Below are 15,163 nucleotides of genomic sequence, written 5' to 3'. Positions count from 1 at the left end.
GTCGGTAGAGGTTGCTAGCTTGCCGGAGTTTACCGGGCAGGCAAACGTCTGTATATGTATATACAAATAACACACGATGGGGTGCTGAACCATGTCCGCTTTCTTTGCCGAACGCGCGCTGCTGCCTAACGGATGGGCCAACAATGTACGTCTTGAGGTCAGCGCCGATGGCCTGCTGACCCAAATCCAGGCCGATTCCACCGCAGATGGCGCCGAACGGCTGAGCGGTCCGTTGCTGCCGGGGATGCCCAATCTGCACTCCCATGCCTTCCAGCGCGCAATGGCCGGGTTGGCTGAAGTGGCCGGCAACCCCAACGACAGTTTCTGGACGTGGCGCGATCTGATGTATCGGCTCGTCGGAAAAATCAGTCCGGATCAACTCGGCGTCATCGCCCGTCAGCTGTACATCGAAATGCTCAAAGCCGGTTACACCTCGGTCGCCGAATTCCATTACGTGCACCACGACAGCAACGGTCAGCCGTATGCGGACCCGGCTGAACTGGCGTTGCGCATCAGTCAGGCGGCCAGTGAAAGCGGCATCGGTCTGACCCTGCTGCCGGTGCTCTACAGCCACGCAGGCTTCGGCGGCCAGACACCCAACGATGGCCAGCGCCGCTTTATCAACAGCAGCGAAAACTACCTGAATCTGCAATCACGCTTGCAGCCGCTACTTGCCCGGCAAAAGGCGCAATCGCTGGGCCTGTGTTTCCACTCATTACGAGCGGTGACTCCGCAACAGATCAGCGAAGTATTGGCCGCCAGCGACAAGCAATGCCCGGTGCACATCCACATCGCCGAACAGCAAAAGGAAGTCGACGACTGCCTGAGCTGGAGTGGCCGCCGCCCGCTGCAATGGCTCTATGAAAACGCCGAAGTCGATCAGCGCTGGTGCCTGGTCCACGCCACTCATGCCAACCCGGAAGAAGTCACGCTGATGGCCAAGAGTCGCGCCATCGCCGGTCTGTGCCTGACTACCGAAGCGAACCTGGGCGACGGGATTTTCCCGGCGGTGGATTTCCTCGCTCAAGGCGGACGCATGGGTATCGGTTCCGACAGCCATGTGTCGCTCAGTGTCGTCGAGGAGTTGCGCTGGCTGGAATACGGTCAGCGTCTGCGTGATCAGCGGCGTAACCGTTTGTATGGCGCGGATCAGCCGATGGTTGGCCGTACGCTGTATGACGCAGCGCTGGACGGTGGCGCTCAGGCATTGGGGCAGCCAATTGGTGCGCTGGAAGTCGGCAAGCGTGCGGACTGGATTGTGCTCGATGGCAACGATCCATATCTGGCGACCGCCAGTGGTGACGGGATTTTGAATCGCTGGTTGTTTGCTGGCGGGGACCGTCAGGTGCGCGATGTGCTGGTCAACGGCCAATGGGTGGTGCGTGACGGGCGGCATGCTGGCGAAGAGGAAAGTGCACGCGCGTTCACCCAGGTTCTGCGCGACCTTTTAGGCTGACACAAGAACCTGGCTGATCGTTCCCATGCTCTGCGTGGGAATGCAGCCCGGGACGCTCTGCGTCTCAAAAGCGGACGCAGAGCGTCCATTGAGACACTCCCACGCGGAGCGTGGGAGCGATCAAGCATTGGTTTTGCAGTGTTCTTTAATTCGAGGTCTTGGCCATCTGCCGATCCGACGCTCGCCAGATCAGTCGCGTGGTGTCGTAACCCTGTTGCCGCGCCTTGCTCAGCAGCTCTTCACGCACCACACCGTTGACGGTCGGCGTACGTGACAGCAACCACAAGTACTTGCGACTCGGATCGCCGACGATGGCGGTCTTGTAGTCGTCGCTGACGTACAACACCCAGTATTCGCCCTTCGCCACACCCGGAATCAACCGCGAGAACCAGGTATCGAACTCGACCCACAACTTGTCGGTCTTGCCCGGCACCTGTGGATAAGCCGTGCCCTTGACCTCTTCCCACTGCCAGTCCGCGGTCATGCAGCGGTTGAACACCGCGACGTTGCCATCGGGCTTGAGGGTGTAACGGGCTTCGGATTGCGCGCAATTGCGCTGGAAATACATCGGCAGACGCGCCAGCTCATACCAGGTGCCCTGATAACGCTTGAGATTGACGCTGTTGACGGTCTTCGGCGCCAACGGATCCACGCCGGAAGTGGCGCAGCCGGCCAGTACCAGGCCAGCAAAAAGGATAAGCAATAACCGCTTCATTTTTCTTCTCCGTGGGCGCGAAGCCCCGGTTTACTTCAGGCCTTGGCCGGAAAACATCAGCACTTTGTCACCGGCGTACTGCACGCTGATAAAGCTGTTCTTGTCGCCCCAGGTGCAACTGGACATGCCGAGCGCGCCCGAACAATCGGTTGGTTTACCGAGCAACGTTTCCACTTCGGCCTTGGCCATGCCGGCAGACAGTTTCGAGTAGTTTTCCTGGTTGACCTTGCTGCATGCGGCCAACAGCACGCAAAACGACAGCAGGGCGAGGGATCGCAGCGACATGGTGTAACTCCTGGAACGAGGGGGGATGGCATGGTGCCAACCAGAAGCTTAGAAGAGAAAACCCTCTTCTGGTTCCCTCGACCGAGGGCTATTTATCTCGCCACTCGTCCGGCATTTGTCGCTAAATCAGACACTTTGTAGGGCTATTGAGCATTTCGTCGCATTTCGCAAAAGACGCCTAATCTTTGGCGCGCCGCGGTCGAAATAAGAGCAGCGCAAAGCCCCCGAGTGTGGCAAATTGCCGCCCTTTCTTGACCAGCCCCTTCGCGGTAGTTCATTCGATGACCAGAAACATGAAATTCAGCCACAAGATCTTGTTGGCTGCCGCCCTTGTGGTGGCCGTTGCGTTCGCCTGTTTCATTTTCTTCAACGACTATCGACAGCGCGAAGCTTTGAGCAGCAGCACCGAAGCGTCGATGCAGGAACTGGGCAGCCTGACCACCAGCAACATCCAGACCTGGCTGGAAAGCCGCATTCAGTTACTGCAGTCGCTGTCGCAACAAGTGGCCGTCGACGGCAACGCTCCCGCCAGCCTGAAACGCATCATCGACCTGCCCGCCTACACCGGCAATTTCCAGCTCAGCTACTTCGGCGGTGCTGACGGCGTAATGTTCTCGGTCCCTGCCGGCAACCGCGCACCTGACTATGACCCCCGCGCCCGTGGCTGGTACAAAGCGGCCAACAGCGCGCAACAGACCATCGTCACCGAACCGTACATTGCCGCCTCGTCGGGCAAACTGGTGATCACCGTCGCCACCCCGGTACAACGCCAGGGTCAGATGATTGGTGTCGCCGGTGCCGACATCGACCTGACCAGTGTCAGCGCGATCATCAACTCGCTGAACTTCGGCGGCCATGGCCACGCGTTCATCGTCAGTGCCGACGGCAAGATCCTGATTCACCCGGACAGCAAACTGGTGCTCAAGACCCTCGCCGAGGCCTACCCCAACGGCGCGCCGAAAGTCAGCCCGGGCCTGAAAGAAGTCGAGTTCGACGGCAAGACCCAACTGATCTCGTTCACCCGCGTCAACGGCGTACCGTCGGCCGACTGGTACGTGGCGCTGGTGCTGGACAAGGACACCGCGTTCTCGATGCTCAGCGAATTCCGTACCTCGGCGCTGATCGCCATGGTCATTGCCGTGGTGATCATCATCGCCCTGCTCGGCATGCTGATCCGCGTGCTGATGCAGCCGCTGCTGACCATGGGCCGTGCGATGCACGACATCGCCGAAGGTGAAGGCGACCTGACCAAGCGTCTGGTGATCCATGGCAACGATGAGTTCGGCGCGCTGGGCACGTCCTTCAACCGTTTCGTCGAACGTATTCACACCTCGATCCGCGAAGTGGCCTCGGCCACCGGGCAAGTCAACGAAGTCGCCCTGCGCGTGGTCGCCGCCTCGAACTCGTCGATGTACAACTCCGATCAGCAAGCGACACGCACCAACAGCGTCGCGGCGGCGATCAACCAGCTCGGCGCCGCCGCCCAGGAAATCGCCCAGAACGCCGCGCTCGCCTCGCAACACTCCAGCGATGCGCGCAGCCTCGCGGTCGACGGCCAGCAGGTTGTGGATAAAACCATTCAGGCCATGCAGCAGCTGTCGGCGAAGATCAGCGATTCGTGCGGCAACATCGAAACCTTGAACAGCAACACGGTGAACATCGGTCAGATTCTGGAAGTGATCACCAGCATCTCGCAGCAGACCAACCTGCTGGCACTGAACGCCGCCATCGAAGCCGCCCGTGCCGGTGAGGCGGGTCGTGGTTTCGCCGTGGTCGCCGACGAAGTCCGCAACCTCGCGCACCGCACTCAGGATTCGGCGCAGCAAGTGCAGAAGATGATCGAAGAGCTGCAAGTCGGCGCCCGTCAGGCCGTGAGCATAATGACCGAGAGCCAGCGCGAGAGCGAAAGCAGCGTCGGCATCGCCAATCAGGCCGGCGAACGTCTGGGCAGCGTGACCCAGCGCATCGGCGAAATCGACGGGATGAACCAGTCGGTGGCCACCGCGACTGAAGAGCAGACGGCGGTGGTCGAGTCGATTAACGTGGACATCAACGAGATCAACACGCTGAATCAGGAAGGTGTGGAGAACTTGCAGGCGACGTTGCGGGCTTGTTCGGATCTGGAGCAGCAGGCGGCGCGGCTGAAGCAGTTGGTGGGTAGCTTCCGCATTTAAGGCGCGGCCACTGGCCCTATCGCTGGCAAGCCAGCTCCCACATTGTTTTTTGGGGAAACACAAATTGTGTCAACACCGAAGATCCCTGTGGGAGCGGACTTGCTCGCGAAAGCGGCATTAGTGACGAAAGAATTTTGAATTGAAACACGCTGGTCAGCTCACACTGACGGTGGACTGAATTAAGACTAAACTCAGTCCTGTTCAATTTGGCGGGATTCAATCATGAAGCTTTCATCGCAAATCAAACCGATCAGTTACCTGAAAAGCCACACGGCCGAAATAGTCAAATCAATCACAGAAAGCCGCGAGCCGCTGGTAATCACCCAAAATGGTGAAGCCAAGCTAGTGGTCATGGATGTGAAAAGCTTTGAAGAGCAAGAAGGCACAATGGCCCTGCTTAAACTTTTAGCGATGGGTAATCGGGAGATCGAAGAAGGCAAGTTCAGTGATGCTGAAGATGTCTTTACCGAACTGGATAAGGCCGATCATCAATGAGTTTAAAGGTCGTTATTCTTCAGTCCGCACAAACAGATCTCAAAGAACTTCGCAGCTACCTCGTCAGACAGTTCTCAAGCCAAATTTGGCAAAGCACTTATGCCGATCTCAGGGCTGCGATTCCTGGCCTCGCAGATCTGCCTTATTCAGGCTCAATCCCCGAAGAAATCGAGAAGCTCAATCTCGGCCAATACCGCCAGATTGTGTTGGGGATGAACCGGGTTATTTATGAGGTGCGAGAAAAAACGGTTTTCATCCATATCATTGTCGACACACGAAAAAGCCTGCCGGCGCTGTTGATGAAACGGCTTCTACGAGGCAATCCTTGATTTAGAACCTTGACCCAGGCTCAGAAAGAAACACCAACTCCTCAGCCGTAGACTCCCTTCCCAACACCGCATTGCGATGCGGAAACCTGCCAAAACTGGCGATCACTTTCTGATGCCGCTCGGCATAATCCAGGTTATCGGCAAACACCGCCCGCTCCCCTTCCGGCTGTTCAGCCACCAGATCGATAAACCGCGAAACCGCTTCGTTCTGCACCGCGAGGTTCTCGCAGTGCTCAAACACCAGATAAATGAATACGCGTTGTATCGGCTTCAACTGCCGATCAAAGTCCGCCGCAATGCCTTGCGCGACAAGCTTCTGCGCGCGCAGATCGCCGGAGAAGGCTTTGGGGGTGTCGCGAAAAATCATTCGCGGCAGTTGATCGAGCAGCAGCACCAGCGCCAGCCAACCTTCGGGACGTTGCGTCCACTCGGTCAATCCGCCGGCCAGGGCCTGATCGACAAAGACCCCGAAACGCTCACGCGCTTCGAGGTCTTGACTGTCTTTCTTGCCAAACCACAACCCGCCCTTGTCAGCCGAAATGTCGTCCGGTGATTCGGCGTGTCCGAACCACCAATCGAGCAACGGCTGCCAGGGCGCGGTCATGGTTTATTCCTTGTGGTAGGCCGTAGCGCGGGCCACTTCTTCTTTCGAGCCGAGGAACACCGCTACGCGCTGGTGCAGGCCTTCAGGCTGAATGTCGAGAATACGCTGGTGACCGTCGGTGGACGCGCCGCCCGCTTGTTCCACCAGGAACGACATCGGGTTGGCTTCGTACATCAGACGCAGTTTGCCGGGCTTGGATGGCTCGCGGCTGTCGCGCGGGTACATGAACAGACCGCCACGGGTCAGGATGCGGTGAACGTCGGCAACCATCGCCGCGACCCAACGCATGTTGTAGTTCTTCTTCAGCGGGCCTTCTTCACCGGCCAGCAGCTCGCCTACGTAGCGTTGTACCGGGGCTTCCCAGTGACGCTGGTTGGACATGTTGATGGCGAATTCCTGGGTGGACTCAGGAATGGTGATGTCTTCGTGGGTCAGCACGAAGCTACCCATTTCGCGGTCCAGAGTGAAGCCTTTGACGCCGTCGCCCAGGGTCAGCACCAGCATGGTCTGTGGGCCATAGATCGCGTAACCGGCAGCAACTTGCTGAGTGCCTGGTTGCAGGAAGGCTTTTTCGTTCAGCGGCTCGTTCTGGCTGAGGTATTCGTTCGGGCAACGCAGTACCGAGAAGATGGTGCCGACCGGAGCGTTGATGTCGATGTTCGACGAACCGTCCAGTGGGTCGAATACCAGCAAGTAGGCGCCTTTTGGGTATTTGCCCGGGATCTGGTAGGCATTGTCCATTTCTTCGGACGCCATGCCGGCCAGGTGACCGCCCCATTCGTTGGCTTCGAGCAGAATCTCGTTGGAGATCACGTCGAGCTTCTTCTGCACTTCGCCTTGCACGTTTTCAGTGCCCATGCTGCCCAGAACACCACCCAGGGCGCCTTTGGACACGGCGTGGCTGATTTCCTTACAGGCACGCGCCACCACTTCGATCAGGAAGCGCAGATCGGCAGGAGTGTTGTTGCTGCGGGTCTGCTCAATCAAATAGCGACTCAAGGTAACGCGGGACATGGACGGCTCCGGTGGAATGGGGGGCTAAAAACCCGCGCAGTTTACAGGGAGTCTGAAAACGTAGCGAGCGAAGACGCCCGGTAACGTGCGTTGGGGTGTATTTGCCTGTATGAGACGTGATTGTCGGTGGAGAGTTCAGGTAGCGGATTTAGCGTAGTCCGGTTCGGGACGGGTGGTGGTTGAGTGAAGCAACAGTTTGAGGATTTTTGTTGGCTGATCGGCCCTCATCGCTGGCAAGCCAGCTCCCACAGGTTCTTTGGTGTACACAAGATATGTGAACGACAGAGATTACTGTGGGAGCTGGCTTGCCAGCGATTGGCGCGCAGCGCCAGCCATTCTCAGGAATTGGCCGGAGGTTTACGCAGCAGACTGAACGCCATCGCCCCAAGGAAAACCACACTGAGCAGCAACACCGCCCACAATCCGATCTTCTTCCAATTGGTCTCAGCCACCGCCGCCGTCGTTGCCGTCGAAGTCTGCGTGACCACCACGTCACCCTGCACCGTCGCCTTACCCAACGTCGCCAGTTTCTCCGGTTTGAAATCGGGGATCAGCGTCGACAACGGCAAATTCGCCGTTCGCACGCTCGGATTGCCCAACGCCAGGCTGTACGGCCCGTCCCCACGCGCCAGGAAGATCACCTGAGTCGCCCGCACCGCGTATTTCATACTCGGCGCCTGCTCACCCAAACCGCCGCCACGTTCATCCACCGTCAGCTTCAACTGCTGAACAGTCTGCCCGTACAGCTGCAATTCGTTCTGCACCACGTCCTGGCCATTCTGCGCCAGGCGATACAACAAACCACTGCTCAGCGTCTGCCACGGCAGGCTGCTCTCGCGCCGACCCGCCAACGTCACTGGCGCCAAGCTGTTTGGTTGCTTCAGTTCAACCTGCACCCGCTCGACGTTGAGCCCCATCGGCAATTGCCAGGTGTATTCGCCAGCCTTGGTGCTGCTGCCGGCCAGCTCTGGCGACCAGACCAACGGCAGCGGCACGTTGCGCGGGTCGCTGCTTTTCAGTTGCGCCGAGGTCAGGGTCGGTGCCGAATTCGGCGATTCCCACAGCAGGCGCACATAGCGGGCGGATTGCCCGGGTAACGTCACTTCGTGCTGTTCGATGCGCTCATCGGAAAAGGTCAGCCGCGCCACCTGGCCTTCGCCCCACGGTTGCCAGTGCTGCAAGTCGTCACTGGCCTCGATGCTGAAACGCTGGAAGCCATCGCGCTCGCTGGTCCAGTCGAGGATCAGCTGTTGCAACGGCGCCTTGATCGCACTGGCATCGAGCAGCCAGCCACGCAGCACTTCTTCACCGGCCTCCAACTGGCTGGACGGTTGCACTTCAACCAGCGTGCCCGTGGTGGTGGATTGCACGCGCACGTTCGGCGCGCGCTCCGTGGCGTCGGCGGCGGTGTACAGCGGGAACCACTTGACCTCATGCAACTGGCCGTCGTCGCGGGTCTGCGCCGATTCGCGAGCCAAGGCATAGGCTTGCACTTCGCCAGCGGCGTTAAACACCCGCAAGTCACTCAGATCAGTCTGACGCGCCTGCAATTGCACGCTCAGCGGCAGTTCGAGGCGATACCACGGGCCATTGCCGCTCACCGTCAGCGGCACCTGCGTGGCGAAGTCCGCCGGTTTTTCCTGGGCGCCGGCCGCCATCACCATGCCCAACGCCAACCACCCCAGATTTCGCATGCGACTCAAGATGAAACTCCTTCGGTTTCCGGGACAGGCTTGCCCGCCGCCGGCTCGGCTTCGACGCGTTTGGGTGGTAGCGGCGCGAAATAGCCCACCACCAGCAACAACACGCCGACGCCGATAAACGAAACGATCCGGGCGAGACCGCCACGGTTGCTCAGTTCGACAAAAATCAGTTTGGCCACTACCAGCGCAATCAGCGCCGCGCCGATCAGCCACACCTCACGACGATGACGCAAATGCCCGCCGATCATCAGCCCCAGCGCCATCAGCGTCCAGACGATGGACAACCCGGCCTGCACCAGCATCGATTCCAGCAGTTGATCCAGCTCGAACGGAATGCCCGCCCAATGATGCGCGGCACGGGTCACCAATGCCGTGCAGAAGGCGAACAGCGAAACCCCGGCGATCAGTTGCGTAGCGTTATCAGCGTAGTCCTGGCGGATCGACAACTGCGACACCGCACTGCGCGACCAGACGTAAACGCCGAACAAGGCGAACAGCAGACCCAGTTCCAGCGGATTGAGCAGTGGCACGTACGGCAGCGGTTCGGCATTGCCATCGCTGACGCCGTTGGCCAGCCAGAACCAGCCAAGCATCAGCACCGCCAGCGGTGCAACGGCGTACAAACGGTATTCGCGGGCAAACGCCGCCACCGGCCATGGCCAGTTACGCGGTGCAGCCGCCATCAGCAGATACAGACTTGGCAGAATCGCCCAACCTAGCCAACGCCAGGCGTTGTATTGCTCGGACAACAGCAGCAAGCCGTAGCGCAATTCCAGCGCCAGCACGCCGATCAGCAGCCAGCAACCGAGCACATGCGCAGTGCTCAAAGCGCGGGCCGGCAGCATCGGTTGCAACCGCCGCAGACTGAAGAAGTGCACGGTGAACACCAATGCCCACGCCAGCCAGCCGAAGTCTGCCGCCGGGTGATAACGCGAATGCCACGCCGCCAATAACACCAGTCCCGCCGCCGGAATCAGCAACGTGCAGAGCAGGCCCAACGCCGGCCATTTCAGACGCAGAGACAACAACGTCCAGAGTGCGACACTCAGTGCCGCGACCAACAACAAAAGTGTGCCCTGTAGATTCAACGGCGCAAATCGCAGCACCTCGCTGACCCACGCCAGCGCCCACCAACCGGCGCCCCACACCAGCAAGACCTCGGACACGCGTTGCAAACTCAGCGCATCAAATGCCGAGGCGTGATTACCCAATTGCAGACGCCACGCGCCGATCATCGCCGCCAGACCCAGCACCAGCGGCGTCCAGAATCCACCATGGGCCAGCGGTCGCAGCCCTTCGCTGGACAGCGGCCCGAGCAACTCGGGGCCGGCCAGCAAAAACGCCGCGCCACCGATCAACTGCAACAGCAGACCGAAAACAAAACTCACACGCTGTTTGAGGTACAGGCTCAGCCAGATGATCAATAGACCACTCGCCGCCCACACCGCGCTCGCGGTCTGCCACGGCAGCACGAACAGCACCGCCAGATTGATCAACACCAAACCGGCCAACAGTACCACCGACAAGCCGCGCAGCAGACGCACGTCACCGCGCACCATCTCATCGCGCGCCGCCAGCAACATGCCGGCGATCAGCGCCAGACCGATCAGCGACGCACTGAGCAAGCCGCTCCAACCGGCACTGAACACCGCCGCAGAGTCCTCGCCCGCGCCTTGCAGACGCAACAGGAACAACGCGCCGCCGAGCAGTTGCACGGCAAATGCGGTGAACAAGAACGTGCGCGATTGCAGGCGCAGCCCAACTAATAACGTTGCCAGCCCGGCCAGTGCCCAACTGATCGCCGTGCCTTGAACGAAGAAGAACAATGGCGCCAGCAGATAGAGGAAGGTCAGCCCCAGACACGCCAGCACCGGCAAGCCTTGGCGCTCCCACGGCGACGTCTGCTCCGACGCGGCTTGGCGCAGTTGATAGAAGCTGAACAGCAGCGCAGCGCCGAGCATCAACGCACCTAGCGGCGCACCGTCGAGCAAACTGCTCTCGCCGACGCGCAACTGACTGAGGAACGCCAACGCCGAACCGAGTTGCAGCAGCAAGGCAAAGGCCCGGGCGAACGGTCGATGCTGTCGCAAACCGAGCCAGAAAATCCCCGCGCCTTCCACCGCCCACGCCGCCGACGTCCAGCGCGCATCGAGCCCCAACGGGATCGCCAGACTGGCAAAAATCACCCCGAGCGCCAGACAGGTCTCACCCAGCAAAATCGCGCGTCCGCCCATCAATACCTTGGCCAGCGCCATGTAGATCATGCCCAGCGCGAGGGCGCTGAACGCGGCGGCGAACTCTAGATGCTGCACTAACGCAAACTGCAAACCGAAACCAATGATCGGCGGGCCAAACAGCATCGTCCCATCAACGTAATCGCCCTTGCGCGCCGACCATTGCAGGAGCGCGTCACGGTCGCCGTCCGCCGGCGCGTCGGGCATGTCGAGCAACTTGCGCCGAGCGAACAGCAGGCCGATGGCGAGGTACATCAGGAAGAACAGAATCAGGAACGGCTCGGTGCTCCACAAAAGCTCCGGCGTGTACGAACGCAGGCCCCAGGCGAAACCGATGCCGAAGGTGCCGACGAAGCCGATCAGGTTGAGCAGCCGCCAGGCCTTGAACCAGGCGATGGTGAGAATGCCAGCGTTGAGCAAGGCGAAATAACTGAACAACGCGACATGGTTGCCGGCGCCGGTCGAGGTCAGGATCGGCGCGGCGAAACCACCCAGCGCGGCCACCGCTGCCAGCGCCAGCGAGTCTTGGGTGATCGCCAGAATCGCCGAGAACACCGTCACCGCCACCAGCAAGCCAAGTGCCGCCGAAGGATCAAGCAACGGATGCAAACGCATCGCCGCAAACACCGTCAGGTACAGCACCGCGATCCCGGTGCCTTGCAGCATCAACGCGTAATGGCTGTTGCGATGACGTAGCCACCAGCCCAGCGCCAGCAGGCCGAGCGCCGCCGCAGCGACCCCGGCGTAACGCAACTCGATCGGCACGACCATGCCTTCGGTGGCGTAGCGCAGCAGGAATGCCAGACCGAAGAACAACAGCACCACACCGACGCGCAGCACGGTGTTGCCGCCGAACAGCCAGTTACGCGCCGCGTCGAGGCCGCGCTCGATGAGATTCGGGCCACGGGGCTCGGCAGGTTGTCGGGGTTGAGGTTCAGGCGTAACGGCGTCCAGACGCCAGACATCGTCCGGCAGCGGTTGGCTGGTTTCGCGAGCGACGGCGGATAGCGGTTCCAGATCGGCCGGCAGTTCCCAGACCAGTTCAGGGGCTGGAATCGGCGCCTCTTCGACAACTTTGGCGGGTTCGGCGACTGGCTCGGCGGCAGGTGCCGCACTCGGAGGTGGCGCTGCACGGAGCGGCGCGCCTTCCAGCAAAAACAGACGCTGTTCGACGGCCTGCAAGGCGACTTTCGCCTGTTCAAATTGACTCTGCTGTTCCGCCGCCTGCGAGCCAAGCCGCGCGATGCGGATCGTCTGCCCGATCGCCAAACCCAGCAGCGCGCCCAACAGCGCCGAACTGAACGACTCGTCGAGCAGCCAGCCAAGCACCAGCCCGATCAACATGAACATCCATTGCATGGTCGATATCCCTAAGCGGCCCCAAGGCGGGGCGAGTCCGGCGATTGCATCAGTCTAGGCACAAACCCTGTAGGAGTGAGCCTTTGTGGCGAGGGGATTCATCCCCGATGGGGTGCGAAGCGGCCCAAAGAATCTTGGGACAGCTGCGCTGTCCATCGGGGATAAATCCCCTCGCCACAGGGTTCAATCCTTTCAGTGATATGCGGCGCCTGATGCGGCCCGGTAACCGGCGCTCAGTATATCGATCCGGCCCAACAAACGTTGGGCCTTGCGCACAATTGTTGCGGAAAGTTACTCCAGCGCTTTCCAGATATCCGTGGCGTACTCGCGAATCGTCCGGTCGGACGAGAACCAGCCCATTCGCGCGGTGTTGAGCACCGCCGAACGCCACCAGTTGTTGCTGTCGTGCCAGTGCTCTTCGACGCGCTTCTGCGCTTCCCAGTAGGAATCGAAGTCGGCGCAGACGAGGAAGCGGTCGTAGTCCACCAGCGAATCGATCAGCCCGGTATAGCGCGACGTGTCGTCCGGCGAGAACACCCCGCTGCGGATCGCTTGCAGCACATCGTTCAATCGATGGGAGGCGGCAATGTCCGGTGCGGCGCTGAACTCGTGGTTCTGTTTGCGCGCTTCAACCTGCTGGGCGCTGAGACCGAAGATGAACATGTGCTCGGCACCAATGCGCTCGCACATTTCCACGTTGGCACCGTCCAGCGTGCCGATGGTCAGTGCGCCGTTGAGGCCGAACTTCATGTTGCTGGTGCCCGACGCTTCGAAACCGGCGGTGGATATCTGCTCGGACAAATCCGCCGCCGGAATAATGCTCTCCGCCAGGCTGACGTTGTAATTGGGCAGGAACACCACTTTCAGCAAACCACGTACGGTCGGGTCGTTGTTCACCACCCGCGCGATGTCGTTGGTCAGTTTGATGATCAGCTTGGCCTGGTGATAACTCGCGGCCGCTTTACCGGCGAAGATTTTCACTCGCGGCACCCAGTCGACTTCAGGCTCGGCGCGAATGGCCTGATACAGCGCCACGGTGTGCAGCAGGTTGAGCAACTGGCGTTTGTATTCGTGGATCCGTTTGACCTGGACGTCGAACATCGCCGCCGGATTGACCGCGATGCCCAGACGCTCGTGAATCAGATAGGCCAGGGCTTTTTTGCTGTGCAGGCGCTGCTCGGCGAAGGCTTTGCGGAACGCGGTTTTCTCGGCGAACGGTTCCAGATCAAGCAAGCGCTCTTCGGGGTTATCCAGCACATCCGGGCCGAGAGAATCGACCAGCATCGAGGTCAGTTCAGAGTTGGCCTGGAACAACCAGCGGCGGAAGGTGATGCCGTTGGTTTTGTTGTTGATCCGCTCCGGGTAGAGCTTGTGCAGTTCGGCAAACACGGTTTTGCGCATCAGTTGCGTGTGCAGCCCGGACACGCCATTGACGCTGTGCGAACCAAGAAACGCGAGGTTGCCCATACGCACCCGGCGACCGTTGTCTTCCTCGATCAGCGACACCGCGCGCAGCACGTCGAAATCGTGAATACCTTTGGCACGCAGCGAGTCGATGTGCTGGGCATTGATCAGATAGATGATCTGCATGTGTCGCGGCAGCATGCGTTCCATCAAACCGACTGGCCAGGTTTCCAGCGCTTCCGGCAGCAACGTGTGGTTGGTGTACGACAGCGTGTCGACGGTGACTTGCCACGCCGCATCCCAGGCCACGTCGTAGACGTCGACCAGTTGGCGCATCAGTTCGGCGACGGCAATCGAAGGGTGCGTGTCGTTGAGCTGGATCGCCGCGTGATCGCCCAAGGTCAGCACCGAGGTGTGCATGTTGCGGTGACGACGCAGCAAATCCTGCAAGGAGGCGGCGACGAAGAAGTATTCCTGGCGCAGACGCAGTTCCTGCCCCGCTTCAGTGCTATCCGCCGGGTAGAGCACGCGGGAGATGCTTTCAGCACGGGCCACTTCGGCGACAGCACCGAGGTGGTCACCGGCGTTGAAACGCTCCAGGTGCAAATCTTCCATGGCCCGGGCACGCCACAGGCGCAAGGTGTTGACGCTCGCTCCGCGCCAGCCGACTACGGGTGTGTCATAGGCAATCGCGCGGACGGTTTCCGCTGGCGACCAGACTTGCTTGGTTTTGCCGCTGGCATCAGTGACGGTTTCGACGCTGCCACCAAAGCCGATGCTGTAAACGACTTCTGGCCGTTCGAACTCCCACGGGTTGCCGAAATCCAGCCAGTGCTCCGTCTGTTCTTGCTGCCAGCCATCGACGATCGCTTGGCGGAACAAGCCATGTTCATAACGAATGCCGTAGCCGTGTCCGGCGATGCCGAGGGTCGACATGCTTTCCATGAAGCACGCCGCCAGGCGGCCGAGACCACCGTTGCCGAGCGCCGCATCCGGCTCCAGCAGCCGGATGCGTTCCAGATCGACACCGAGTTCGGTCAACGCTTCACGGGCGACGTCGAGCAGGCCGAGGTTGCTCAGGCTGTCATAGAGCAAACGGCCGATGAGAAATTCCAGCGAGAGGTAGTACACCCGCTTCTGACCTTTGCGGTAGATCTGGCGCGTGTGGTCCATCCAGTGCTCGACCATGTGGTCGCGCGCGGCCAAAGCAATCGCTTCAAACCAGTCATGGTCGAAGGCGTGATCGGGGTCTTTACCCACCGCATAGGTGAGTTTGGTCAGGACGGCGTCGCGGAATGCGGCCACCTCTGCTTCGCGAACTAGTGGTTCTTGAGTCATCGATAGGACCTCGAGCGAGCGGGGAATTGTCTGAGCCTAGACGGTCTGACCGA

At 60.3% G+C, this 15,163-nt stretch carries 11 protein-coding genes and 1 pseudogene; 5 read left to right on the top strand and 7 right to left on the bottom strand.

Annotated elements, in window-relative coordinates:
- Positions 1–91 precede the first annotated feature (91 nt).
- Positions 92–1,456, top strand: a complete 1,365-nt coding sequence (locus ACVVH8_RS01890; protein ID WP_475228236.1) for a formimidoylglutamate deiminase — start codon at positions 92–94, stop codon at positions 1,454–1,456.
- A gap of 145 nt (positions 1,457–1,601) precedes the next feature.
- Here the strand turns inward: ACVVH8_RS01890 and ACVVH8_RS01885 are convergent, their stop codons facing one another.
- Together ACVVH8_RS01885 and ACVVH8_RS01880 are read right to left on the bottom strand one after the other, a co-directional pair.
- Entirely contained in the window at positions 1,602–2,171 is a 570-nt protein-coding gene (locus ACVVH8_RS01885; RefSeq protein WP_103304218.1) for a lipocalin family protein, read from the bottom strand.
- Between the two features lie 30 nt (positions 2,172–2,201).
- Positions 2,202–2,456 (bottom strand): lipoprotein, encoded by a 255-nt coding sequence (locus ACVVH8_RS01880; RefSeq protein ID WP_034152995.1) that lies wholly within the window; start codon positions 2,454–2,456, stop codon positions 2,202–2,204.
- Between the two features lie 281 nt (positions 2,457–2,737).
- Between ACVVH8_RS01880 and ACVVH8_RS01875 the strand changes: the two are divergent.
- From ACVVH8_RS01875 to ACVVH8_RS01860, 4 genes and pseudogenes are all read left to right on the top strand, one after another.
- Positions 2,738–3,772 (top strand): annotated as a pseudogene (locus ACVVH8_RS01875) (HAMP domain-containing protein); the annotation flags it as partial.
- A gap of 93 nt (positions 3,773–3,865) precedes the next feature.
- A complete protein-coding gene (locus tag ACVVH8_RS01870; protein WP_371850962.1) occupies positions 3,866–4,630 on the top strand; it encodes a methyl-accepting chemotaxis protein in 765 nt (254 codons plus the stop codon).
- 222 nt (positions 4,631–4,852) lie between these two features.
- Positions 4,853–5,125, top strand: a complete 273-nt coding sequence (locus tag ACVVH8_RS01865; protein WP_095190102.1) for a type II toxin-antitoxin system Phd/YefM family antitoxin — start codon at positions 4,853–4,855, stop codon at positions 5,123–5,125.
- The gene (locus ACVVH8_RS01860; protein WP_475228234.1) at positions 5,122–5,454 is read left to right on the top strand and encodes a type II toxin-antitoxin system RelE/ParE family toxin; all 333 of its coding nucleotides are present in this window, start codon (positions 5,122–5,124) and stop codon (positions 5,452–5,454) included. Before ACVVH8_RS01865 ends, ACVVH8_RS01860 begins: the two co-directional genes overlap by 4 nt.
- A gap of 1 nt (position 5,455) precedes the next feature.
- Here the strand turns inward: ACVVH8_RS01860 and ACVVH8_RS01855 are convergent, their stop codons facing one another.
- The 5 genes from ACVVH8_RS01855 to ACVVH8_RS01835 all read right to left on the bottom strand — a co-directional run bounded on the left by ACVVH8_RS01855 (position 5,456) and on the right by ACVVH8_RS01835 (position 15,110).
- Positions 5,456–6,058: a DUF924 family protein gene (locus tag ACVVH8_RS01855; protein WP_213027272.1), complete on the bottom strand. Its 603-nt coding sequence runs from the start codon at positions 6,056–6,058 to the stop codon at positions 5,456–5,458.
- Between the two features lie 3 nt (positions 6,059–6,061).
- Positions 6,062–7,072: a class 1 fructose-bisphosphatase gene (locus tag ACVVH8_RS01850; RefSeq protein ID WP_007909265.1), complete on the bottom strand. Its 1,011-nt coding sequence runs from the start codon at positions 7,070–7,072 to the stop codon at positions 6,062–6,064.
- 338 nt (positions 7,073–7,410) lie between these two features.
- Entirely contained in the window at positions 7,411–8,775 is a 1,365-nt protein-coding gene (locus ACVVH8_RS01845) for a DUF3999 domain-containing protein (protein ID WP_475228231.1), read from the bottom strand.
- Positions 8,772–12,368 (bottom strand): DUF2339 domain-containing protein, encoded by a 3,597-nt coding sequence (locus tag ACVVH8_RS01840; protein ID WP_475228229.1) that lies wholly within the window; start codon positions 12,366–12,368, stop codon positions 8,772–8,774. Before ACVVH8_RS01840 ends, ACVVH8_RS01845 begins: the two co-directional genes overlap by 4 nt.
- A gap of 291 nt (positions 12,369–12,659) precedes the next feature.
- Entirely contained in the window at positions 12,660–15,110 is a 2,451-nt protein-coding gene (locus ACVVH8_RS01835) for a glycogen/starch/alpha-glucan phosphorylase (RefSeq protein WP_103304212.1), read from the bottom strand.
- Between the last annotated feature and the right edge of the window lie 53 nt (positions 15,111–15,163).

It is taken from the genome of Pseudomonas trutticola BRTCR10 (assembly GCF_056155105.1).
The sequence above is the reverse complement of the archived record's forward strand: the minus strand, read 5'-3'. Positions and strand labels throughout refer to the sequence as shown.

Coding starts and splice junctions, on each gene's coding strand:
- ACVVH8_RS01840 (WP_475228229.1), bottom strand. CDS start 12,368: ATGCAATGGATGTTCATGTTGATCGGGCTGGTGCTTGGCTGGCTGCTC.
- ACVVH8_RS01865 (WP_095190102.1), top strand. CDS start 4,853: ATGAAGCTTTCATCGCAAATCAAACCGATCAGTTACCTGAAAAGCCAC.
- ACVVH8_RS01890 (WP_475228236.1), top strand. CDS start 92: ATGTCCGCTTTCTTTGCCGAACGCGCGCTGCTGCCTAACGGATGGGCC.
- ACVVH8_RS01880 (WP_034152995.1), bottom strand. CDS start 2,456: ATGTCGCTGCGATCCCTCGCCCTGCTGTCGTTTTGCGTGCTGTTGGCC.
- ACVVH8_RS01835 (WP_103304212.1), bottom strand. CDS start 15,110: ATGACTCAAGAACCACTAGTTCGCGAAGCAGAGGTGGCCGCATTCCGC.
- ACVVH8_RS01850 (WP_007909265.1), bottom strand. CDS start 7,072: ATGTCCCGCGTTACCTTGAGTCGCTATTTGATTGAGCAGACCCGCAGC.
- ACVVH8_RS01885 (WP_103304218.1), bottom strand. CDS start 2,171: ATGAAGCGGTTATTGCTTATCCTTTTTGCTGGCCTGGTACTGGCCGGC.
- ACVVH8_RS01855 (WP_213027272.1), bottom strand. CDS start 6,058: ATGACCGCGCCCTGGCAGCCGTTGCTCGATTGGTGGTTCGGACACGCC.
- ACVVH8_RS01870 (WP_371850962.1), top strand. CDS start 3,866: ATGTACAACTCCGATCAGCAAGCGACACGCACCAACAGCGTCGCGGCG.
- ACVVH8_RS01860 (WP_475228234.1), top strand. CDS start 5,122: ATGAGTTTAAAGGTCGTTATTCTTCAGTCCGCACAAACAGATCTCAAA.